The 19,037-nt window shown below is 60.7% G+C and carries 19 protein-coding genes and 1 other RNA gene; 11 read left to right on the top strand and 9 right to left on the bottom strand.

The window, feature by feature from the left end:
* Nucleotides 1–132: 132 nt before the first annotated feature.
* The 3 genes from rho to EJD88_RS24340 all read left to right on the top strand — a co-directional run bounded on the left by rho (nt 133) and on the right by EJD88_RS24340 (nt 3,983).
* Nucleotides 133–1,392: a transcription termination factor Rho gene (gene rho, locus EJD88_RS24350; RefSeq protein ID WP_003176825.1), complete on the top strand. Its 1,260-nt coding sequence runs from the start codon at nt 133–135 to the stop codon at nt 1,390–1,392.
* A 156-nt stretch (nt 1,393–1,548) separates the two neighbouring features.
* Nucleotides 1,549–3,015: a 4-hydroxy-3-polyprenylbenzoate decarboxylase gene (gene ubiD / locus EJD88_RS24345; RefSeq protein WP_038444369.1), complete on the top strand. Its 1,467-nt coding sequence runs from the start codon at nt 1,549–1,551 to the stop codon at nt 3,013–3,015.
* Complete coding sequence (locus EJD88_RS24340; RefSeq protein ID WP_158879201.1) at nt 3,015–3,983, top strand: CDP-6-deoxy-delta-3,4-glucoseen reductase; 969 nt, start codon at nt 3,015–3,017, stop codon at nt 3,981–3,983. The genes ubiD and EJD88_RS24340 overlap by 1 nt, the downstream gene beginning before the upstream one ends.
* Here the strand turns inward: EJD88_RS24340 and EJD88_RS24335 are convergent.
* Nucleotides 3,980–4,462 (bottom strand): sn-glycerol-3-phosphate transporter, encoded by a 483-nt coding sequence (locus tag EJD88_RS24335; protein WP_099585942.1) that lies wholly within the window; start codon nt 4,460–4,462, stop codon nt 3,980–3,982. The genes EJD88_RS24340 and EJD88_RS24335 overlap by 4 nt on opposite strands.
* Before the next feature lie 328 nt (nt 4,463–4,790).
* Here EJD88_RS24335 and EJD88_RS24330 point away from each other — a divergent pair, with 328 nt between their 5' ends.
* A complete protein-coding gene (locus EJD88_RS24330) occupies nt 4,791–7,178 on the top strand; it encodes a TonB-dependent siderophore receptor (protein ID WP_158879200.1) in 2,388 nt (795 codons plus the stop codon).
* Between the two features lie 27 nt (nt 7,179–7,205).
* On the top strand, nt 7,206–7,859 hold the full coding sequence (locus EJD88_RS24325) for a gamma-glutamylcyclotransferase (protein ID WP_099585940.1): 654 nt from the start codon (nt 7,206–7,208) through the stop codon (nt 7,857–7,859).
* Here the strand turns inward: EJD88_RS24325 and glpT are convergent.
* Together glpT and EJD88_RS24315 are read right to left on the bottom strand one after the other, a co-directional pair.
* A complete protein-coding gene (glpT, locus tag EJD88_RS24320) occupies nt 7,856–9,193 on the bottom strand; it encodes a glycerol-3-phosphate transporter (RefSeq protein ID WP_158879199.1) in 1,338 nt (445 codons plus the stop codon). The two genes, EJD88_RS24325 and glpT, sit on opposite strands and share 4 nt — an antisense overlap.
* A 294-nt stretch (nt 9,194–9,487) precedes the next feature.
* Nucleotides 9,488–10,465: an NADPH:quinone oxidoreductase family protein gene (locus EJD88_RS24315; protein WP_158879198.1), complete on the bottom strand. Its 978-nt coding sequence runs from the start codon at nt 10,463–10,465 to the stop codon at nt 9,488–9,490.
* Between the two features lie 149 nt (nt 10,466–10,614).
* Between EJD88_RS24315 and EJD88_RS24310 the strand changes: the two genes are divergently transcribed.
* Nucleotides 10,615–11,022 carry a flagellar basal body-associated protein FliL gene (locus EJD88_RS24310; RefSeq protein ID WP_099585937.1) on the top strand — a complete coding sequence of 136 codons (408 nt, stop codon included), beginning with the start codon at nt 10,615–10,617 and terminating at the stop codon, nt 11,020–11,022.
* Here EJD88_RS24310 and EJD88_RS24305 read toward each other — a convergent pair.
* Nucleotides 11,012–12,994: an acyltransferase family protein gene (locus EJD88_RS24305; RefSeq protein ID WP_158879197.1), complete on the bottom strand. Its 1,983-nt coding sequence runs from the start codon at nt 12,992–12,994 to the stop codon at nt 11,012–11,014. The two genes, EJD88_RS24310 and EJD88_RS24305, sit on opposite strands and share 11 nt — an antisense overlap.
* A 102-nt stretch (nt 12,995–13,096) precedes the next feature.
* The gene (locus EJD88_RS24300) at nt 13,097–13,546 is read right to left on the bottom strand and encodes an EVE domain-containing protein (protein WP_112192717.1); all 450 of its coding nucleotides are present in this window, start codon (nt 13,544–13,546) and stop codon (nt 13,097–13,099) included.
* A 194-nt stretch (nt 13,547–13,740) separates the two neighbouring features.
* Here EJD88_RS24300 and EJD88_RS27055 point away from each other — a divergent pair, with 194 nt between their 5' ends.
* Nucleotides 13,741–13,890: a hypothetical protein gene (locus EJD88_RS27055; RefSeq protein ID WP_010207387.1), complete on the top strand. Its 150-nt coding sequence runs from the start codon at nt 13,741–13,743 to the stop codon at nt 13,888–13,890.
* Nucleotides 13,891–13,897: 7 nt separating this feature from the next.
* On the opposite strand, the gene EJD88_RS24295 is transcribed toward EJD88_RS27055, so the two are convergent.
* The 4 genes from EJD88_RS24295 to EJD88_RS24280 all read right to left on the bottom strand — a co-directional run bounded on the left by EJD88_RS24295 (nt 13,898) and on the right by EJD88_RS24280 (nt 15,318).
* On the bottom strand, nt 13,898–14,527 hold the full coding sequence (locus EJD88_RS24295) for a 5-formyltetrahydrofolate cyclo-ligase (RefSeq protein WP_112192716.1): 630 nt from the start codon (nt 14,525–14,527) through the stop codon (nt 13,898–13,900).
* Nucleotides 14,528–14,585: 58 nt separating this feature from the next.
* A non-coding RNA gene (ssrS, locus tag EJD88_RS24290) (6S RNA) lies at nt 14,586–14,764 on the bottom strand.
* Nucleotides 14,765–14,794: 30 nt separating this feature from the next.
* A complete protein-coding gene (locus EJD88_RS24285; protein WP_027608375.1) occupies nt 14,795–15,112 on the bottom strand; it encodes a cell division protein ZapA in 318 nt (105 codons plus the stop codon).
* On the bottom strand, nt 15,109–15,318 hold the full coding sequence (locus EJD88_RS24280; protein WP_007982902.1) for a TIGR02449 family protein: 210 nt from the start codon (nt 15,316–15,318) through the stop codon (nt 15,109–15,111). Before EJD88_RS24280 ends, EJD88_RS24285 begins: the two co-directional genes overlap by 4 nt.
* Nucleotides 15,319–15,457: 139 nt before the next feature.
* Between EJD88_RS24280 and EJD88_RS24275 the strand changes: the two genes are divergently transcribed.
* The 4 genes from EJD88_RS24275 to EJD88_RS24260 are packed head-to-tail and all read left to right on the top strand — an operon-like array spanning nt 15,458 to nt 19,037.
* Nucleotides 15,458–16,015 carry a YecA family protein gene (locus EJD88_RS24275; RefSeq protein WP_158879196.1) on the top strand — a complete coding sequence of 186 codons (558 nt, stop codon included), beginning with the start codon at nt 15,458–15,460 and terminating at the stop codon, nt 16,013–16,015.
* Nucleotides 16,016–16,052: 37 nt separating this feature from the next.
* Nucleotides 16,053–17,375, top strand: a complete 1,323-nt coding sequence (pepP, locus tag EJD88_RS24270) for a Xaa-Pro aminopeptidase (RefSeq protein WP_099585932.1) — start codon at nt 16,053–16,055, stop codon at nt 17,373–17,375.
* On the top strand, nt 17,372–18,559 hold the full coding sequence (gene ubiH / locus EJD88_RS24265; protein ID WP_099585931.1) for a 2-octaprenyl-6-methoxyphenyl hydroxylase: 1,188 nt from the start codon (nt 17,372–17,374) through the stop codon (nt 18,557–18,559). The genes pepP and ubiH overlap by 4 nt, the downstream gene beginning before the upstream one ends.
* A complete protein-coding gene (locus EJD88_RS24260; protein ID WP_099585930.1) occupies nt 18,552–19,037 on the top strand; it encodes a DUF4442 domain-containing protein in 486 nt (161 codons plus the stop codon). The genes ubiH and EJD88_RS24260 overlap by 8 nt, the downstream gene beginning before the upstream one ends.

Here is a 19,037-nt window from a genome sequence, read left to right as displayed (position 1 = left end):
TGCCCCCTGCAAGCCGTCGCCGACGCATTCCTTTTCGATTAGTACGCGATCCTGTCGCCTTCTCTGCGGCGCGGCCTCATTAAGCCAAAAGCTTAATTTCCCCCCCTCCATAAATGATTACGTCATTCCTATATGAATCTGACTGAACTCAAGCAAAAGCCGATTACCGACCTGCTCCAACTGGCCGAAGAAATGGGCATAGAAAATATGGCCCGTTCGCGCAAGCAGGACGTGATTTTCTCCCTGCTCAAGAAGCACGCGAAAAGCGGCGAGGAAATCTCCGGTGATGGCGTGCTGGAGATTCTCCAGGACGGCTTCGGCTTCCTCCGCTCTGCAGACGCCTCCTATCTCGCCGGCCCAGACGATATCTACGTCTCGCCGAGCCAGATCCGTCGCTTCAACTTGCGCACCGGTGACACCATCGTTGGCAAGATCCGCCCTCCGAAGGAAGGCGAGCGTTACTTCGCCCTGCTCAAGGTCGATACGATCAACTTCGATCGTCCAGAGAACGCGAAAAACAAGATTCTCTTCGAGAACCTGACCCCGCTGTTCCCGACCGTGCGCATGAAGATGGAAGCCGGTAACGGTTCCACCGAAGACTTGACCGGTCGTGTAATCGACCTGTGCGCCCCGATCGGCAAAGGCCAGCGTGGCCTGATCGTCGCACCGCCGAAAGCCGGTAAAACGATCATGCTGCAGAACATTGCAGCGAACATCGCCCGTAACAACCCTGAAGTTCACCTGATCGTATTGCTGATCGATGAGCGTCCGGAAGAAGTAACCGAAATGCAGCGCACCGTGCGCGGCGAAGTGGTTGCCTCGACGTTCGATGAGCCGCCAACCCGCCATGTGCAGGTTGCCGAAATGGTGATCGAGAAGGCCAAGCGCCTGGTCGAACACAAGAAGGACGTGGTGATCCTGCTCGATTCCATCACCCGTCTGGCCCGTGCCTACAACACCGTGATCCCGAGCTCCGGCAAGGTATTGACCGGTGGTGTCGATGCCCACGCCCTGGAGAAACCGAAGCGTTTCTTCGGCGCTGCGCGGAACATCGAAGAAGGCGGCTCGCTGACCATCATCGCCACCGCACTGGTTGAAACCGGTTCGAAGATGGACGAAGTGATCTACGAAGAGTTCAAGGGTACCGGCAACATGGAACTGCCTTTGGACCGTCGCATCGCAGAAAAGCGCGTGTTCCCGGCGATCAACATCAACCGTTCCGGCACCCGCCGCGAAGAGTTGCTGACAGCCGACGACGAACTGCAGCGCATGTGGATCCTGCGCAAGCTGCTGCACCCGATGGACGAAGTCGCGGCCATCGAGTTCCTGATCGACAAGCTGAAAACCACCAAGACCAACGACGAGTTCTTCCTGTCGATGAAGCGTAAGTAATACGACGTTTCAGGTCCGAAAAAATGGCGCCCTCAGGGGCGCCATTTTTTTTCGCCTGCTTTTTAAGCACCGTTGGCACCCAAAAGCACCGCGATAGGCTGCCAGCCAGCCTCAGAGCAGGTAGGATGTACGCCTATTTTACGGGTGGCATGGTTAATGAAATTCAAGGATCTTCGGGATTTCGTGCAGCAACTTGAGCAGCGCGGAGAGTTGAAACGTATCCAGGTGCCGGTGTCCCCGGTGCTGGAAATGACTGAGATTTGCGACCGCACCCTGCGTAACAAGGGCCCGGCGCTGCTGTTCGAAAACCCGACCGGCTTTGATATTCCGGTGCTCGGCAACCTGTTCGGCACGCCCGACCGCGTGGCGTTCGGCATGGGCGCCGAGTCGGTCAGCGAACTGCGCGAGATCGGCAAGCTGCTGGCCTTCCTCAAGGAGCCCGAGCCGCCCAAGGGCTTGAAGGACGCCTGGTCGAAGTTGCCGATCTTCCGCAAGATCATTGCCATGGCGCCCAAGGTGGTCAAGGACGCCGTGTGCCAGGAAGTGGTCATTGAGGGCGATGACGTCGACCTGGCCATGCTCCCGGTGCAAACCTGCTGGCCTGGCGACGTCGGCCCGCTGATCACCTGGGGCCTGACCGTCACCAAAGGCCCGAACAAGGACCGTCAGAACCTCGGCATCTACCGTCAGCAAGTGATCGGCCGCAACAAGGTGATCATGCGTTGGCTGAGCCACCGTGGCGGCGCGCTGGACTTCCGTGAGTGGTGCGAAAAACACCCCGGCCAGCCGTTCCCGGTCTCCGTGGCCCTGGGCGCTGACCCGGCCACCATCCTCGGCGCCGTGACCCCGGTGCCGGACAGCCTGTCCGAATACGCCTTCGCCGGTCTGCTGCGCGGCAACCGCACCGAGCTGGTGAAGTGCCGTGGCAACGACCTGCAAGTACCGGCCACTGCTGAAATCATCCTCGAAGGCGTGATCCACCCTGGCGAGATGGCCGACGAAGGCCCTTACGGCGACCACACCGGCTACTACAACGAAGTCGACAGCTTCCCGGTGTTCACCGTCGAGCGCATCACCCACCGGATCAAGCCGATCTACCACAGCACCTACACCGGCCGTCCACCGGATGAGCCGGCGATTCTCGGCGTGGCACTCAACGAAGTGTTCGTGCCGATCCTGCAAAAGCAATTCCCGGAAATCACCGACTTCTACCTGCCGCCGGAAGGCTGTTCGTATCGCATGGCCATCGTGACCATGAAGAAGTCGTATCCGGGCCATGCCAAGCGCGTCATGCTGGGTGTGTGGTCGTTTTTGCGACAGTTCATGTACACCAAGTTCGTTATTGTCACCGACGACGACATCAACGCCCGCGACTGGAACGACGTGATCTGGGCCATCACCACGCGCATGGACCCCAAGCGCGATACGGTGATGATCGACAACACGCCGATCGACTACCTCGACTTCGCGTCGCCGGTATCTGGCCTTGGCTCCAAGATGGGCCTGGATGCCACCCACAAATGGCCGGGTGAAACCACCCGCGAATGGGGTCGGGTGATCGTCAAGGATGAAGCCGTGACCGCGCGCGTCGATGCGATGTGGAAAGAATTGGGAATAGATTGATGCGTGTAACCCTGCAACCTTCCGGCGCTGTGCTGGAGCTGGTCCCCGGCGAGCGAATCCTCGAAGGCGCGCGCCGCCTGGGCTACGAATGCCCCCAGGCCTGTCGCAACGGCGTGTGCCATGTGTGTGCCGCGCTGCTAGTGGAAGGTCGGGTGCAGCAAGCCGGTGAGGTACGCGATCACGGTGAGTTCTACACCTGCATCGCCGAACCGCTGGAAGATTGCATTGTGTTGTGGGATGGCGTGCTGGCGCCGGGAGAGTTGCCGTTGCGCAAGTTGTCGTGTCAATTGAGTGAATGCGTAGAGGTCGGTGGTGATGTGTGGCGCGTGCGCCTGCTGGCTCCGGCCGGCAAGACGGCGCGTTACCACGCCGGGCAGTACCTGATGATCGAACGGGAAAGTGGCGAGAAATCAGCCTTTTCCCTGGCATCGGCGCCTCACGCCGGACGCGAGCTGGAACTGCATGTGCTGGCCCGCGAGGACAGTGCGCGCAGCCTGCTGGAACAACTGCAACGTAACCGGATGGCCCGCGTAGAACTGCCGTTTGGTGACACTCACCTGGCCGAGTTACCGGACGGTCCGCTGGTGTTGATCGCCGCCGGCACCGGCATGGCGCAGATGCACAGCCTGATCGAACATTGCCGCGCCTCCGGCTTCAAGCACCCGGTGCACCTGTACTGGGGCGTGCGTCGCCCGGAAGACTTTTACGATATCGAGCACTGGGACCAGTGGCTGCAATTGCCTAACCTGTTCCTGCACAAAGTCGTCAGCGATTTGTGCGGCTGGGAAGGGCGCTGCGGTTTGCTCCATGAAGCCGTGTGCGAGGACATCGTCGACCTCAAGTCTGTACACGTCTACGCCAGCGGTTCACCGGCGATGATCTACGGCACCTTGGATGCGCTGGTCGACGCTGGCATGGATGCGCACCAGATGCGCGCCGACGTATTCGCCTACGCGCCGCGCCCTTAAAAGCGCACGCCGGTCGTCACCATCGCCGCATTGAACCCCAGCAACACCAACTCCGCCGCCACCGGCCCGTAATAGGTGCCTACTGACGGAATGATCACCGGCGCCACGCCGAAACGGTTCAAGGGGATCTTGTCGCGGTACTTGCCGCGATAGCCCTGGATCGCCCCGCCCGTAACCTTCAGGTACACCGGATAGTCGTTCATGTCATAGCGCTTGCCCGCGTAAGCGTAGTACGAGCGCTGGCTGAACGAGTTGCGAAAGGTCGCCCCGCCATACACCCACCCTGATGCCTCATTGCGCTCCAGGCCAATCAGGTCCTGGTTGTTGTTGTGGTCCTTATCCGGCGCGAAGTGGCGGGTATAGACGCTGGTCTGCGCGTACCAGAAGCCTTTATCGTCTTCGGTAACGGGCGCTTCGCTGGCCAGCGCGGTGGTGGCCTGGGCCAGCAATAACAGGCCAGGCAGTCGGAATCTTTTCATGGGTGCGACCTCGGTAGTCGGTTTGAGGGGCGGCTAAGTGGGTCGTGATGTGCGCACTATTTTGACGGTTTGACGCGAGCCCAGGCTGAACCGGGGCTGAAACTAGCGGGATTGCTGCACATAATCCTGATGAAAGGGTGCCGGGCTTATGCATTCGCTTATTCTTTAAAGGTATTTAATTTGTTACATGAATATCTTTAAGCTATATCGCAACGGACTACCGATTTTCTGCCAATAACCAACAACTGACCGCCACCGCCCGCCAGCCGGATCGATCGTATGCACTCAGCGCATTGAAGCGCCGGGTCTTGATTCCAAGGGGAGCGGTATGGGGAGTTACAACAAACACGCGCTGTACATGGCGATTTTGTCGGCCAATTTGCTGACCGCTGTGGGTTTCAATCCAGTCTTTGCGGCCGAAACGTCCGCCACCGATGCACCCAGACTCGACACGGTAATCGTCACCGGCACCCGTGCTCAGGAGCGCACGGCCAGTGCGTCGCTGTCACCCATTGATGTGATCTCCGGCGAAAGCCTGCGCAGCACCGGCTCCGATGAGCTGGGCGCGGTGCTGGCGCGCCTGATTCCATCCATCAATTTCCCGCGCCCAAGCCTGGTGGATGGCGCCGAGCTGGTGCGACCTGCGCAATTGCGTGGCCTGTCACCCGATCAGGTGCTGGTGCTGGTCAACGGCAAGCGCCGCCACACCAGTGCCTTCGTCAATCTGGGCGGTGCGGTGGGGCGTGGCTCGGCGCCGGCGGACCTGAATGCGATCCCGCTGTCGGCGGTGGACCATATCGAAGTGCTGCGCGACGGTGCCTCGGCGCGCTACGGCTCGGATGCGATTGCCGGGGTGATCAACGTGATCCTCAAGCACGCCGACCACGGCGGCTCGATCTCCACCAAGTTCGGCGAATACAAGAAGGGCGACGGTATCCAGCGTAACGTCAGCGGCAACACCGGCCTGGCATTGGGCGACAACGGCTTTATCAACCTCTCTGCCGAAGGCGCCGACAACGATTACACCAACCGCGCCGGCGATGACTACCGTGCGGGCAGTGTCGGTTCTACCACCTACGGCCAGCGTGTTTTCCGTCAGGGCGAGCCGGCTACCAATGAAGGCAAGTTCCAGTTCAACTCCGAATATTCCTTCAACGACTCGGCCGAGTTCTACACCTTCGGCGGCTACAGCAAGCGGCGCGGCGAGACAGCGGCGTTCTACCGGGCGAGCAATGCGGCCAACAATATCCCTGCGCTCAACCCCAACGGTTACCTGCCGTTGATCAAGGGCAACCTCGAAGACACCTCGCTGGTGGTGGGCTTGCGCGGCTTGCTGGCCTACGACTGGCATTACGACTTGTCGGCCAACTACGGCAAGAACCAGTACGCACTCAGCACCGAAACCATCAACACCTCCCTGGGTCTGGCCACGCCGCGCAAGTTCGACAACGGCACCCTGAGCAACGACCAGAAACAAGTCAGCCTGGACCTGTCCCGTGAGTTTGATGTGGGTTGGCTGCCGTACCCGGTGTCCGTGGCGTTTGGTGGCGAATACCTGCATCAGGGCTATGAAATCGAAGCCGGCGAGCCGGCATCCTACTTCCAGAGCGGCAGCTCCGGGCTGGGCGGTTTCCGGGATGCCGATGCCGGCACCAGCTCGCGTCACAATTGGGCCCAGTACCTGGACCTGGAAACCAATTTCACCGAAAAACTCAGCGCCTCGGCCGCCGTGCGTCATGAGGATTACAGTGATTTCGGCTCCAATGTCAGCGGCTCGCTGTCAGCCCGCTATGACTTCACCCCGCAAGTGGCCTTGCGCGGCAGTGTTTCCAACGGTTTCCGCGCGCCCTCCCTGGCGCAGCAGAACTTTGCCTACACCTCGTCGCAATTGATCGGCAGTACCATCCAGGAAGCCGGCACCTTCCCGGCCAACAGCCAGGTGGCGCGCTTGCTCGGCGCCGAGGACCTCAAGGCCGAGAAGTCGCGCAACTACAGCCTGGGCCTGGTGCTTGAGCCGGCCGATGACCTGACGGTGACGGTGGATGTGTACCGCATCGACATCCGTGACCGTATCAGCCTGTCCTCCAACCTTGGCATAAACGCGGCGACGCGGGCCTATCTGCAGGCCAACGGCGTGGGCAACATCGACTACACCACCGCCCGCTACTTCACCAACGCCACCGACACCAGCACCGATGGCGTTGACCTGGTGGCCAACTATCGCTACCTGTTCGACAGCGGCGTGCGTTGGAACAGCACCGTAGGCTACAACTACAACCACACCAAAGTGACCGATGTGAAACCCAACCCGGCCATCCTCGACAGCCTTGGTGCGAACCTGGTGCGTGTGGACCGCCGCGAGCGCATCGGTTTGCTCGGCGATACCACGCCCCAGCACAAGCTGAGTCTGGGTAACGATTTCACGTTCGGTAATTGGGCACTGCACAGCAATCTGGTGCGCTATGGTGAATTCACCAGCTACCAGGCGGACAAGGTCAACGACCAGACCTTCAAGGCAGCCTGGGTGCTGGATTTGTCGGCCGACTACAAGTTGAAGAACTGGACCTTCACCCTGGGCGGCGACAACGTCACCGATAAATACCCGGAGAAGGTCAACGCCTTCGCTAGCAGCGGTGGCAATTTGGCCTATAGCACTTTTTCGCCGTACGGTTACAGCGGCGCGTTTTATTACGGTAAAGTTGCTTACAACTGGTAACACACAGGAGGCGTACCGCTTTTCGCCATGACCGCCATTGAAACCGATCTTCAGCAATTGGCTTACCCTCCGCGGCTCGATCTGGGGCCGCAACTCACTCACGAACAGTTGATGAGCTCGATGCAGGCCACCATGGGCCGGCACAAGGGTGGGCCGGTCTGGTTATTTGCGTACGGTTCGCTGATCTGGCGTCCTGAATGCTCGTCCGCCGAGCGGCTGCGGGCACGGGTCCACGGTTATCACCGGGGCCTGTATCTGTGGTCCCACGAGCATCGGGGTACGCCGGAAACGCCGGGGTTGGTGTTCGGGCTGGATCGCGGTGGCTCGTGCAGCGGGTTCGCCTACCGCTTGCCGGAGGATCAGCTGGAGGCCTCGCTTTACGCCTTGTGGCAGCGCGAGATGCCATACCCGTCGTACCGGCCACACTGGCTCAGCTGCCGTCTGGAAGATGGCAGTCAGGTGCAGGCATTGGGGTTTGTGTTGGAACGGCATTTGCCCAGTTACGCAGGCAATTTACCCGACGTCATCCTTAATCACGTGTTGCAGAGCGCTTGCGGGCGTTACGGCACTACGCGCGATTATGTCGAGCAGACCGTGAACGCCCTGCGTAGCCACGCCATGCCAGATAAGAATCTGGAGGCGCGGCTCAAGCGGTGTGCAAAGGGTTGCTCAGGCGATTAACGCGACGAGCTGACGCTGTTGGTGTGCCACAACGTTGGGATCAGGAATGCGATCGCCAGCAGGCACGCGCCGATCAGCAGTACGAAACCACCGTCCCAGCCGAAGTGGTCCACGGTGTAGCCCATCGCCGCACTCGCGGCCACCGAACCACCCAGGTAACCGAACAGACCGGTGAAGCCCGCAGCCGTACCGGCGGCTTTCTTCGGGGCCAGTTCCAGCGCCTGCAGGCCGATCAGCATCACCGGGCCATAGATCAGGAAGCCGATGGAGAACAGCGCAATCATGTCGATCATCGGGTTGCCCGGCGGATTGAGCCAGTAAACCAGGGTTGCCACGGTCACCAGTGCCATGAACACCACGCCCGTCAGGCCACGGTTGCCACGGAAGATCTTGTCCGACATCCAGCCGCACAACAGCGTGCCTGGAATGCCTGCCCACTCGTAGAAGAAGTACGCCCAGGACGTTTTATCCACGTCGAAGTGCTTGGCTTCCTTCAGGTAGGTTGGCGCCCAGTCCAGCACGCCGTAGCGCAGCAGGTAAACGAACACGTTGGCGAAGGCGATGTACCACAGCATTTTGTTGCGCAGCACGTATTTGACGAAGATTTCCTTGGCGCTGAATTCTTCTTCATGGCTGGCGTCGTAGCCTTCCGGGTAGTCGTTCTTGTACTTCTCGATGGGCGGCAGGCCGACCGATTGCGGGGTATCGCGCATGGTGATGAAGGCAAAGGCCGCTACCGCCAAGGCCACAGTGGCCGGCACGTAGAAGGCAGCGTGCCAGTCGTTGAACAAGGCCATGCCCAGCAGGAACAACGGACCGATCAGGCCGCCGCCGACGTTGTGCGCCACGTTCCACACCGAAACCACGCCGCCGCGTTCTTTCTGCGACCACCAGTGCACCATGGTCCGCCCACTTGGCGGCCAGCCCATGCCCTGGGCCCAGCCGTTGATGAACAGCAGAATGAACATCATGGTCACGCTGGACGTTGCCCAGGGCGCGAAACCGAAAATGAACATCACGCCTGCCGACACCAGTAGACCGAAAGGCAGGAAGTAGCGAGGGTTGGAACGGTCGGACACCAGGCCCATGAGGAACTTGGACAGGCCGTAGGCAATCGCAATGGCCGACATTGCCAGGCCCAGTTGACCGCGGGTGTAACCCTCGTCGATCAGATAAGGCATGGCCAGGGAGAAGTTTTTACGCAGCAGGTAATAACCGGCGTAACCAAAGAAAATACCGGCGAAGATCTGCCAGCGCAGTCGTCGGTAGGTACTGTCTATTTTTTCTTCAGGCAGGGGGGCCTGGTGCGCGGCAGGACGAAAGAAAGCAAACATTCAAGAGCTCCAAATTTCTTGTTTTGACTGCGGATGCGAATGTTACAGTTTCGTTACCGAAAATAGCATTGCATCTTGGCGGCAAACACGGGAAATGAGCGCAAGTGCATGTTCTCTTACGAACATGTCGCGAATAGATAAGTGATAGTCGTAACGAGTTTCTGAGGCGGGTGGAGATTCAAATGTGGGAGGGGGCTTGCCCCCGATGGCGGTGATTCAGTCAACAGATGTGTCAACTGATCCACTGCAATCGGGGGCAAGCCCCCTCCCACATTTGATTGCATTGCAGGTCGGTCAGCGGGTCTGGACGACGACCTTGCCTACCGCCCGGCGCTGGCCGAGGTCATTGATCGCCTGGGCGGCCTGTTCGAGCGGATACGCCTGCGACACCAGTGGCTTGAGCTTGCCCTCGCCATACCAGGTGAACAATTGCTGGAAGTTCGCCGCATTATCCTGCGGCTGGCGCTGGGCAAAAGAGCCCCAGAACACCCCGACTACCGCCGCGCCCTTGAGCAGCGCCAGGTTCACCGGCAGCTCTGGAATGCGTCCGCTGGCAAAACCCACCACCAGCAAGCGGCCGTTCCAGGCGATCGCGCGGATGGCTTGGTCAAACAGGTCGCCGCCCACCGGGTCGTAGATCACATCGGCGCCGTTGCCATCGGTGAGGCGCTTGATCTCATCTTTCAGGCTGGTTTCGCTGTAGTTGATCAGCTCATCGGCGCCGGCGGCCTTGGCCACGGCAAGTTTGTCGGCACTGCTGGCGGCGGCGATTACGCGGGCGCCCATGGCCTTGCCGATTTCCACGGCGGCCAGGCCTACACCGCCGGACGCGCCGAGCACCAGCAAGGTTTCGCCAGGTTGCAGGTTGGCGCGTTGTTTAAGCGCATGCATCGAGGTGCCGTAGGTCATGCTGAAGGCGGCGGCGGTGTTGAAGTCCATGCTTGGCGGGATCGGCAGCACGTTATAGCCCGGCACCGCGACCTGCTCGGCAAAGCTGCCCCAGCCGGTGAGGGCCATGACCCGGTCGCCGACTTTCAAATGGCTGACTTTCTCACCCACTTCGCTGACCACGCCGGCCGCCTCGCCACCCGGCGAAAACGGAAAGGGCGGCTTGAACTGGTACTTGCCCTCGATGATCAAGGTGTCCGGGAAATTCACCCCCGCCGCATGCACCTCCAACAGGATTTCGTTCTTCTTGATCGCCGGGCTGGCGATTTCTTCCAGCACCAGGGTTTCGGCGGGGCCGAAGGCTTTGCACAGCACAGCTTTCATCGGGCTATTCCTTTTGGTGTCGTGGCCGATAAGTGTAGGAGGGTAGGCCCGTGGGTCAACGAGCATGCCCGGCCCTGATAAGTCGCCATAAGCTTGTGCTCAGCCTTACTAGCGTTATGCTACTCGGCACCGAATTTGAGGAATGAACTGTGAAAGCGTGGATCCTGTTGATGCTGGCCCTGACCTTGCCCATGGCAGCCCAGGCCGAAGAAGCCAAAGAAGGCGAGGCGCCGAAGGTCAGCTATATCAGCCTGAGCCCGCCGTTCGTGGGTAACTACGGCCTGGACGGTACGGCGAAGCTCAAGGTGTTCAAGGCTGATATCGCCCTGCGCGTGACCGGCACCGAAGCCGCCGCAGCGGTCAAAGCCAACGACGCGTTGATTCGTAACCAGTTGGTGGCGCTGTTTACCCAGCAGACCAACGAGACCATGAGCACCGTTGAGGGCAAGGAGAAACTGCGCCAGGAAGCCCTGAAACAAACCCAGCAAGTGATGAACGACGAGACCGGCAAACCGGTGGTCGAAGACCTGTTGTTCAACAACCTGATCATTCAGTAGGCGGCACTTCCCACAGCTTCAGCAGGGCTTCAGTGAATGCGGGTTCCAGGACACGGTTGCCGTGCCCGCTGAGGTGGTTGGAGTCGAAAAACAGCGGCTTGGCATCGTCGTCATAGGCTGAGCAGGTGGAGCCTGGGCATAGCGGCGGCAGTGGGTCCCACACCCTCAGGCCCGGATAGGCCGCCGTCAGTTGCTTGAGAAGCTTCATTTGCGGTGCACGCAGGCGTTCCAGTTGCTCGCGCTGCAGGGTCAGGCCTGGCGCGCACACCGGGTTCATGCGGTTGAACCAGTCCGAGCAACGGTTGGGCGCGGCTTTGAACAGCGGCTTGGGGGCGTCAATCAGCACAGTGAGCCGTGCCGCCTGCAATCGGCTCAGCACCTTGTCGGCGGACGCTCGTGCGGCGTCGATGTTCTCGGCGCTCAGTTCGCTCAATGCGTCATCGACCAGTTTTGTTTCACCCTCGCGCCACTCACGTCCGGTGAGTTCCGGCATGCGCAGCGAGGCCAGGAACACCACGTCTCCCGGCTTGGCGCGTGCTTCGATCTGCTGGAGTTGGGCTTCGCGCGAAGCTGAACAGTGCGCAGGGTCGGGGCCGATAAGGCTGACGACACCGCAACCGCCCATTTCATATTCCACCACCGTGACGCCGAGCTTGAGCGAGACCAGCTTCAACAGGGTGCGGTACGCCGCCGTATGGGAATCTCCGATAACAAACAACGTACGTCCCTTCAGGCGCGGGTCGTCGACGGTTTCAAAGTCTTCCTGGGGGTAATGTTTGTAGGCATACCAGGTGTAGGTATCGCGAGTCTGGCTGAGTGACAGGGTCGACGGGTTCAACGACACCCATTGCGCGCCGAGCCACAGCAGCCCGGTGACGGCCGCCCCGCCGGTAAACGTGAGCCAGGCCTTGCGTTGCAGCGCGCAGCGGCCGCTGCGGATCGGTGCTTCGATACAGTGGTAAGAGGCGGCCGCGAGTGCGAGTACCAGCACGGGGTAAAGCAGTTGAACCGCTGACAGCTCAAGCCCGACGGTCCAGCGCAGGAACACGAGGAGCGGCCAATGCCACAGGTAAAGCGAATAAGACAGTCGACCGATGTAAGTCGCTAACCCGCTTTGCAACAGGCGTTGCAGCGCGCCGGCTGGTTGATCGGCCTGTAACACGATGCCGGCGATCATGAGCAATGAACCGGCCACAGTCACTATCGCCCAGGGAAAGGGGAATTGATTCGGGTTGGCGAACACAAAACCACTGATGAGCAGCCCCATGCCAACCGTGAGCATGGCCGGCGCCCATTGATTCATGCGAGGCGCCGTGCCTATCAGTTGGAACAGGATTGCTCCGGCGGCAAGCTCCCAGAAGCGCCCTGGCAGCAGGTAAAACGCTGACAGCGGCTCGGTATTCACCTGGTAGGCGCCGATAATCAGCGACGCAACGGCCATCAGCGGCAGCAGCCCCCAAATGATTGCTACGCCTTGCCGGCAGCGCAGCCATATAAAGAACAGCGCGGGGAAGATCACGTAGAACTGCTCTTCTACCCCCAATGACCAGGTGTGCAGGTAGGGGTTGAGTTCGGCGCCGGGTGAAAAGTAGGTGTCGGTGCTCCACGCCAGCACGAAGTTGCTCAAGCCAAAAAAAGCCGCCAGCCCCGTGCTGTTGATCACTTCGCTGAGCCAGAACTGTGGCATGAACATCGCCGACAGCACCACGCTCACACTGAGCATTACCAGCAGCGCGGGCAGGATGCGCAGCAAGCGGCGTCGGTAGAAGTCTTTCAGGTAGGCGCCCAGGCCCAGTTCGCGACGGTCCCACAGCGACTGGCTGATCACATACCCGGAAATCACGAAAAACATGTCCACGCCGGTGAAACCACCCGGCAGCAGGTCGATGTAATCCATGTGGTAGATGATCACGCTGAGCACGGCGATGGCACGCAGGCCGTCGATAGCAGGCAGGTAGGGGGCGCGAGTCACGGGGCCTTCCTCCTTGATAAAAGGAATCGACGATTTTGCCAAACCCAAGGCCCCGCGACGACTAGCCGTTCGGACAGGTGTGTCTGCGCTTGTTTCGAAGTTTCAGTGCAGTGCCAGTACCGCGGCCCATTGTTCAGCGGTGACTGGCATCACCGACAACCGGCTGCCCTTTTGCACCAGCGGCAACTCGGCGAGGGCGGTCTGCTGTTTCAGGTAGCCCAGGCCCAGCACCTTTGGAAAAGTCCGGACGTGCGCGACGTTGATCGCCGTCCACGGGTTTTTCTCCGAGGTGGCCTTGGCGTCGAAATAGTGGCTGTCCGGCTCCAGCGCGGTCGGGTCCGGATAGGCCGCCTCGACAATCTTGCCGATACCGGCGATGCCTGGCTCGGGGCAACTGGAGTGGTAGAAGAAAAACTCATCGCCGACGGCCATGGCGCGCAGGAAATTGCGCGCCTGGTAATTGCGCACGCCGTCCCAGCGCGCTTCGCCGAGCTTTTCCAGGCCTTTGATGGACAGTTCGTCGGGCTCGGATTTCATCAGCCAGTAGGCCATTTTTGGGCTCCTGAAAAAGGCAGTGGGCAAGTTGTCAGGCAATTTGATGACAAACCGACAGTCGGTTGGCGCCAAGGTTTGCGTGTTGGTTCACGTTACCGCAAAATGCCGGCCTTTAAGCTTGACGCCGCTGCAACGGACTACTTTGGAACGTTGTTGTCATCGTGTACGAGGTGCCTGAAGGGGGGCAATCGATGCAACGTAAACCGGATTTACTATGGATTTTGGTGATTTTGTTTGGTCTGGGCGTCGTGACCACCGGGTATGCCCAAAGCTTGTGGTCGAACAAGACCGATGCTCCCGTTGAACTGGCTCAACAGCAGCCGCAACCGTTCAAGCGTTAACCCTTCTTCAAGACGCCGCTGCTTCAAGCGGCGTTTTTGCGACATACCACTGCTTATCCGTGACGGTGCCAGCCAATGGCACATCCCAACTGGCTTGTGCCAATCGATCAACCTTCTGACATTCATGGGCCAGGCCCAGCAGCGTCGGCTTGCGCCAGTTTTGGCGGCGCGCCAGATACGCCAGGCTGCGGTCGTAGAAACCGCCGCCCATGCCCAGGCGACCGCCGGCGTCATCGAACCCCACCAACGGCAGCAACACCAGGTCCAGCGCCCACACCTTGCGCTGGCGCTTGGCGTTGACTCGTGGCTCCAGGATCCGAAAGCGGTTGGGCCGCAGCTTTTCCCCAGGCTTAACGCGCTGGAACACCATCTTGGTGCGCGGCCAGGCGCTGAGCACCGGCAGGTAAGTGGCCTTGCCCCGGCGCTGAGCGGCACGCAGCAGCAGGCGCGGATCGATTTCACCGTCCGTTGGTAGATATAAGGAAATATGTTTGGCTCGGCGAAACAGCGGGTGCTGTGCCAGTTGCCGATACAGGCCGTGGGCGGCTTGGCGCTGCTCGCTCGGCGTCAGGGCGCGGCGGGCTTTGCGCAACATGCGTCGAAGTTGCGGACGGGAAAGCGGCGCAGGTTCGGTCATGGGTTTTCGGCTCATAAAACAATGCCAGTCCGGGGACTGGCATTGAGTTTGGGAATTCAGGCTCCCCGACAGAACCGCTGTCGACTAAGCCCTTGAACCCGAAAGTTCAAGGTGGAAGAAGCAGTAGGCTTTAAGGCTTTCCGTCTAGCGGACATGCACACCAGCCCAACGTGCAACTTCCAGGGTAGTGCGAATCGGCTCCGGGACATCGCCGACTGGCAAGCACGCCAGGGAGTGGGGCGAGTATACCTTAAACAGTCGCGGGGATCAGCCCTTGGGTTGCTCTGTGTCGCTGGAAAGCACCAGGTCGACACGTTCAAGCAGGTCACGCACCTGCTCGCGGGTCGAGCCGCTGGCCTGTACGTCAGGGCGTTCCTGCTTATGCAGCAGATCGTGGGTAATGTTCAGCGCGGCCATCACGGCGATACGATCGGCGCCGATCACTTTGCCGCTGCTGCGGATTTCACGCATCTTGCCATCCAGGTAGCGGGCGGCGCTCACCAGGTTATTGCGCTCTTCCTGGGGGCAGATGATCGAATATTCTTTGTCGAGGATCTGCACGGTGACGCTATTGCTTGAACTCATGAGTCTTGCTCCAGGGCCTTCAGGCGCGAAATCATCGATTCGACCTTACGCCGGGCGATTTCGTTTTTTTCAATGAGGTGAGCGCGTTCCTCGCGCCAGGTCTTTTCCTGAGCTAATAGGAGTCCGTTTTGACTCTTAAGTTGCTCGACCCGAGTAATTAGCAATTCGAGTCTGGCCATCAGCGCTTGCAGGTCGGTGTCTTCCATTGGGTTCCACTGGATTTTGTCTGATGAATGGCAACTGCAGGATAAACGATCTGACGCCCTTGATAGTCTTGGTACGTCTGCCGGTGCTAGGATACAGCGCTCCATTCTAGACATTGCGCCGTCTGGCGCCTAGCTCACCATGCCCATTAAGAACTCCCCGTACGACGCTTTTTCCACACTGTTGAGCACCAGCGGCCACCCTTGCTCGCCTGCCGAACTGCACGGCGTGTTGTTGGGCCGCAGTTGCACTGGCGTTGGCTTTGATGCCGACAACTGGCTGGCTGACGTGGCCGAGCTGTTGGAAACCGAACCGACCGACAACGTGCGCAACGCGCTGATCGGCCTGCAAGAGATGGTCAAGGGCGAGCTGACCGGTGATGACGTCACCGTGGTCCTGCTGCTGCCGACCGACGACGCGCCGCTCACCGAACGCGCCGCCGCACTGGGCCAATGGTGCCAGGGCTTCCTCCACGGTTTCGGCGTCAACGCCGGCGGCCTGGACCTGAGCATCGACGCCAAGGAAGTGCTGCAGGACCTCGCCGCGATCTCCCAAGTGCAAGACGCGCTGGAAGAATCCGAAGACGGCGAAGGCGACTACATGGAAGTCATGGAATACCTGCGCGTCGCGCCGTTGCTGCTGTTCACCGAGACCCGAAAGTCCGCTGAACCCGCCGCTCTTAAACCGTCGTTGCACTAAGGCCTTCGCCGCACTAAGAAAGGAAGTCCATCTGCCCATGATCCATATCCCCAAAGCGGAATACACCCGCCGCCGCAAGGCGCTCATGGCGCAGATGGAACCCAACAGCATTGCGATCCTGCCGGCCGCCGCCGTGGCCATCCGCAACCGTGATGTCGAGCACGTCTACCGCCAGGACAGCGACTTTCAGTACCTGAGCGGCTTCCCCGAACCGGAAGCGGTGATCGTGCTGATGCCCGGTCGCCAGCATGGCGAATACGTGCTGTTCTGCCGCGAACGCAACGCCGAGCGCGAACTGTGGGACGGCCTGCGCGCCGGCACCGAAGGCGCAATTCGCGAATTTGGCGCTGACGATGCGTTTCCCATCACCGATATCGACGACATCCTGCCCGGCCTGATCGAAGGCCGCGACCGGGTCTATTCAGCGATGGGCAGCAATGCTGAGTTTGACCGGCACGTGATGGAGTGGATCAACGTGATCCGCTCTAAAGCGCACCTGGGCGCCCAGCCGCCGAACGAATTTGTTGCCCTGGATCATCTGCTCCACGACATGCGCCTGTATAAATCGGCGGCAGAAGTGAAGGTGATGCGCGAGGCTGCGCGGATTTCCTGCGCCGCCCACGTCAAGGCGATGCAGGCCAGCCGCGCCGGTTTGCATGAGTTCAGCCTTGAAGCCGAGCTGGATTACGAGTTCCGCAAAGGCGGCGCGAAAATGCCCGCCTACGGCTCCATCGTCGCCGCCGGGCGCAACAGCTGCATCCTGCATTACCAGCAGAATGACGCGCTGCTCAAGGACGGCGACCTGGTATTGATCGACGCCGGTTGCGAGATCGATTGCTACGCCAGCGACATCACCCGCACCTGGCCGGTCAACGGCAGGTTTTCACCTGAGCAAAAAGCGATCTACGAGATTGTGCTGGCCTCCCAGGAAGCCGCCTTTGCCGAGATCGCGCCGAACAAACACTGGAACCAGGCCCATGAGGCCACCGTGCAGGTCATCACCGCCGGGCTGGTGAAGCTGGGATTGCTGCAAGGTGAGGTTGGTGAACTGATCGCCAGCGAAGCCTACAAGCCTTTCTATATGCACCGTGCCGGCCACTGGCTGGGCATGGATGTGCATGATGTGGGCGAGTACAAGGTGGGCGGTGAATGGCGGGTGCTGGAAGTCGGCATGGCGTTGACCGTGGAGCCGGGGATCTATATTTCGCCGGACAACCAGACCGTGGCGAAGAAATGGCGTGGCATTGGCGTGCGCATCGAGGACGACGTGGTAGTGACCAAGCAAGGCTGTGAAATCCTGACCGGCGGCGTGCCCAAGACCGTCGCCGAGATCGAAGCGTTGATGGCGGCCGCCCGATGAGCCGGGTCAACTTGGCCATTATCGGCGGTGGTCTGGTGGGCGCCAGCCTGGCGCTGGCGTTGCAGGCCGGGGCCAAGGCGCGGGGCTGGAAGATCGTGCTGATCGAACCTTTCGCACCGGGCGACAGCTACCAGCCAAGCTACGATGCGCGGTCGTCGGCGCTGTCGTTTGGCGCGCGGCAGATTTATCAGCGGTTGGGCATCTGGCAGGACATCTCCCGCCGCGCCGAGCCGATCAAGCAGATCCACGTGTCTGACCGTGGGCGGTTCTCTACTGCACGCTTGTCCGCCATGGAAGAGGGCGTGCCGGCCCTCGGCTATGTGGTGGAAAACGCCTGGCTCGGCCAATGCCTGTGGCAAGGCCTGGACAAAGACGTGGTCAGCTGGCGCTGCCCGGCGGAAGTGACGCGCATGGAGCCGCTGCCCGACGGCTATCGCCTGATCCTCAACGATGAAACCGTGTTGGAATGCGACCTCGCCGTGCTCGCCGATGGCGGCCGTTCCGGGTTGCGCGAGCAATTGGGCATCGGCGTGAAGACCCGTCCGTATAACCAGAGCGCGCTCATCGCCAACATCACGCCCAGCGAAGCCCACAACGGCGAAGCCTTCGAGCGCTTCACCGACGATGGCCCGATGGCCTTGCTGCCGCTGCCGGACAACCGCTGCGCGCTGGTCTGGACCCGCATCGGCATGGACGCCCAGCGCCTGGCGGCACTCGACGAGCGCAGTTTCCTGAGTGAGTTGCAGGGCGTGTTCGGCTATCGCCTGGGCACCTTGAAGCAGGTTGGCGCACGCCATCTGTATCCGCTGACCCTGGTGGAAGCCGAAGAACAGGTGCGTTCCCACCTGGCGATCCTCGGTAACGCCGCCCACAGCCTGCACCCGATTGCCGGGCAGGGCTTCAACCTGTCCCTGCGCGATGCGAGCGCCTTGGCCGAGGCCTTGCTGGCCGGACCTGCGGTGCCGGGCGACCTGGCGACCTTGCAGGCCTACCGCGAGCGCCAGCGTATGGACCAGAAGCTGACCGTGGGTTTCTCCGATCAGGTCACGCGCCTGTTTGGCAGTGCACAACCGTTGGTGGCGCTGGGCCGCAACATGGGCCTGCTGGGCCTGGATCTGTTGCCGCCGGCCAAGCGCTGGTTCGCCCGTCAGGCCATGGGCCTGGGCACGCGTCCCGATGCGTAAGTGGCTGGTGGCGCGGCTGGGCAAGGCACGCTTGCTGCGTTGGGTCATGACCCTGTATCCGCCATACCTGGGCGCTGGCGTCAGCGTGCAGCACATGAGCGCGGATTTTCGCCACGTCAAAGTGCGCATGGGCCTGGGCTGGTACAACCGTAATTACGTCGGCACGCAGTTCGGCGGTAGCCTGTATTCGATGGTCGACCCGTTCTACATGCTGATGTTGATGGAGAACCTGGGCCGCAATTACATCGTCTGGGACAAGGCCGCGAGCATCGACTTCATTTCGCCGGGCAAAGGCCCGGTGTATGCCGAATTTTTCATCGACGAGGCCTTGCTGGATGAGGTGCGTCGACAGACCGCTGGCGGCGAGAAATACCTGCCTCACCTCAAGGTCGAGATTCATGACGGCTCCGGCACCCTGGTGGCGCGGGTCGACAAAACCCTTTACGTGCGGCGCAAGCCGCCAGCGAGACAGGCTTAA

The sequence above is a fragment of the Pseudomonas sp. PB105 genome, assembly GCF_009764655.1.
Classification (GTDB): domain Bacteria; phylum Pseudomonadota; class Gammaproteobacteria; order Pseudomonadales; family Pseudomonadaceae; genus Aquipseudomonas; species Aquipseudomonas cyclaminis.
The sequence above is the reverse complement of the archived record's forward strand: the minus strand, read 5'-3'. Positions and strand labels throughout refer to the sequence as shown.

Excerpts from the sequence above, each read along its gene's own strand:
- EJD88_RS24295 (WP_112192716.1), bottom strand. The coding sequence starts at position 14,527 with ATGACCGAACCTGCGCCGCTTTCCCGTCCGCAACTTCGACGCATGTTG.
- EJD88_RS24275 (WP_158879196.1), top strand. The coding sequence starts at position 15,458 with ATGCCCATTAAGAACTCCCCGTACGACGCTTTTTCCACACTGTTGAGC.
- EJD88_RS24340 (WP_158879201.1), top strand. The coding sequence starts at position 3,015 with ATGCGTGTAACCCTGCAACCTTCCGGCGCTGTGCTGGAGCTGGTCCCC.
- EJD88_RS27055 (WP_010207387.1), top strand. The coding sequence starts at position 13,741 with ATGCAACGTAAACCGGATTTACTATGGATTTTGGTGATTTTGTTTGGT.
- EJD88_RS24285 (WP_027608375.1), bottom strand. The coding sequence starts at position 15,112 with ATGAGTTCAAGCAATAGCGTCACCGTGCAGATCCTCGACAAAGAATAT.
- EJD88_RS24315 (WP_158879198.1), bottom strand. The coding sequence starts at position 10,465 with ATGAAAGCTGTGCTGTGCAAAGCCTTCGGCCCCGCCGAAACCCTGGTG.
- glpT (WP_158879199.1), bottom strand. The coding sequence starts at position 9,193 with ATGTTTGCTTTCTTTCGTCCTGCCGCGCACCAGGCCCCCCTGCCTGAA.
- pepP (WP_099585932.1), top strand. The coding sequence starts at position 16,053 with ATGATCCATATCCCCAAAGCGGAATACACCCGCCGCCGCAAGGCGCTC.
- EJD88_RS24260 (WP_099585930.1), top strand. The coding sequence starts at position 18,552 with ATGCGTAAGTGGCTGGTGGCGCGGCTGGGCAAGGCACGCTTGCTGCGT.
- EJD88_RS24325 (WP_099585940.1), top strand. The coding sequence starts at position 7,206 with ATGACCGCCATTGAAACCGATCTTCAGCAATTGGCTTACCCTCCGCGG.
- rho (WP_003176825.1), top strand. The coding sequence starts at position 133 with ATGAATCTGACTGAACTCAAGCAAAAGCCGATTACCGACCTGCTCCAA.
- ubiH (WP_099585931.1), top strand. The coding sequence starts at position 17,372 with ATGAGCCGGGTCAACTTGGCCATTATCGGCGGTGGTCTGGTGGGCGCC.
- ubiD (WP_038444369.1), top strand. The coding sequence starts at position 1,549 with ATGAAATTCAAGGATCTTCGGGATTTCGTGCAGCAACTTGAGCAGCGC.
- EJD88_RS24335 (WP_099585942.1), bottom strand. The coding sequence starts at position 4,462 with ATGAAAAGATTCCGACTGCCTGGCCTGTTATTGCTGGCCCAGGCCACC.
- EJD88_RS24330 (WP_158879200.1), top strand. The coding sequence starts at position 4,791 with ATGGGGAGTTACAACAAACACGCGCTGTACATGGCGATTTTGTCGGCC.
- EJD88_RS24300 (WP_112192717.1), bottom strand. The coding sequence starts at position 13,546 with ATGGCCTACTGGCTGATGAAATCCGAGCCCGACGAACTGTCCATCAAA.
- EJD88_RS24280 (WP_007982902.1), bottom strand. The coding sequence starts at position 15,318 with ATGGAAGACACCGACCTGCAAGCGCTGATGGCCAGACTCGAATTGCTA.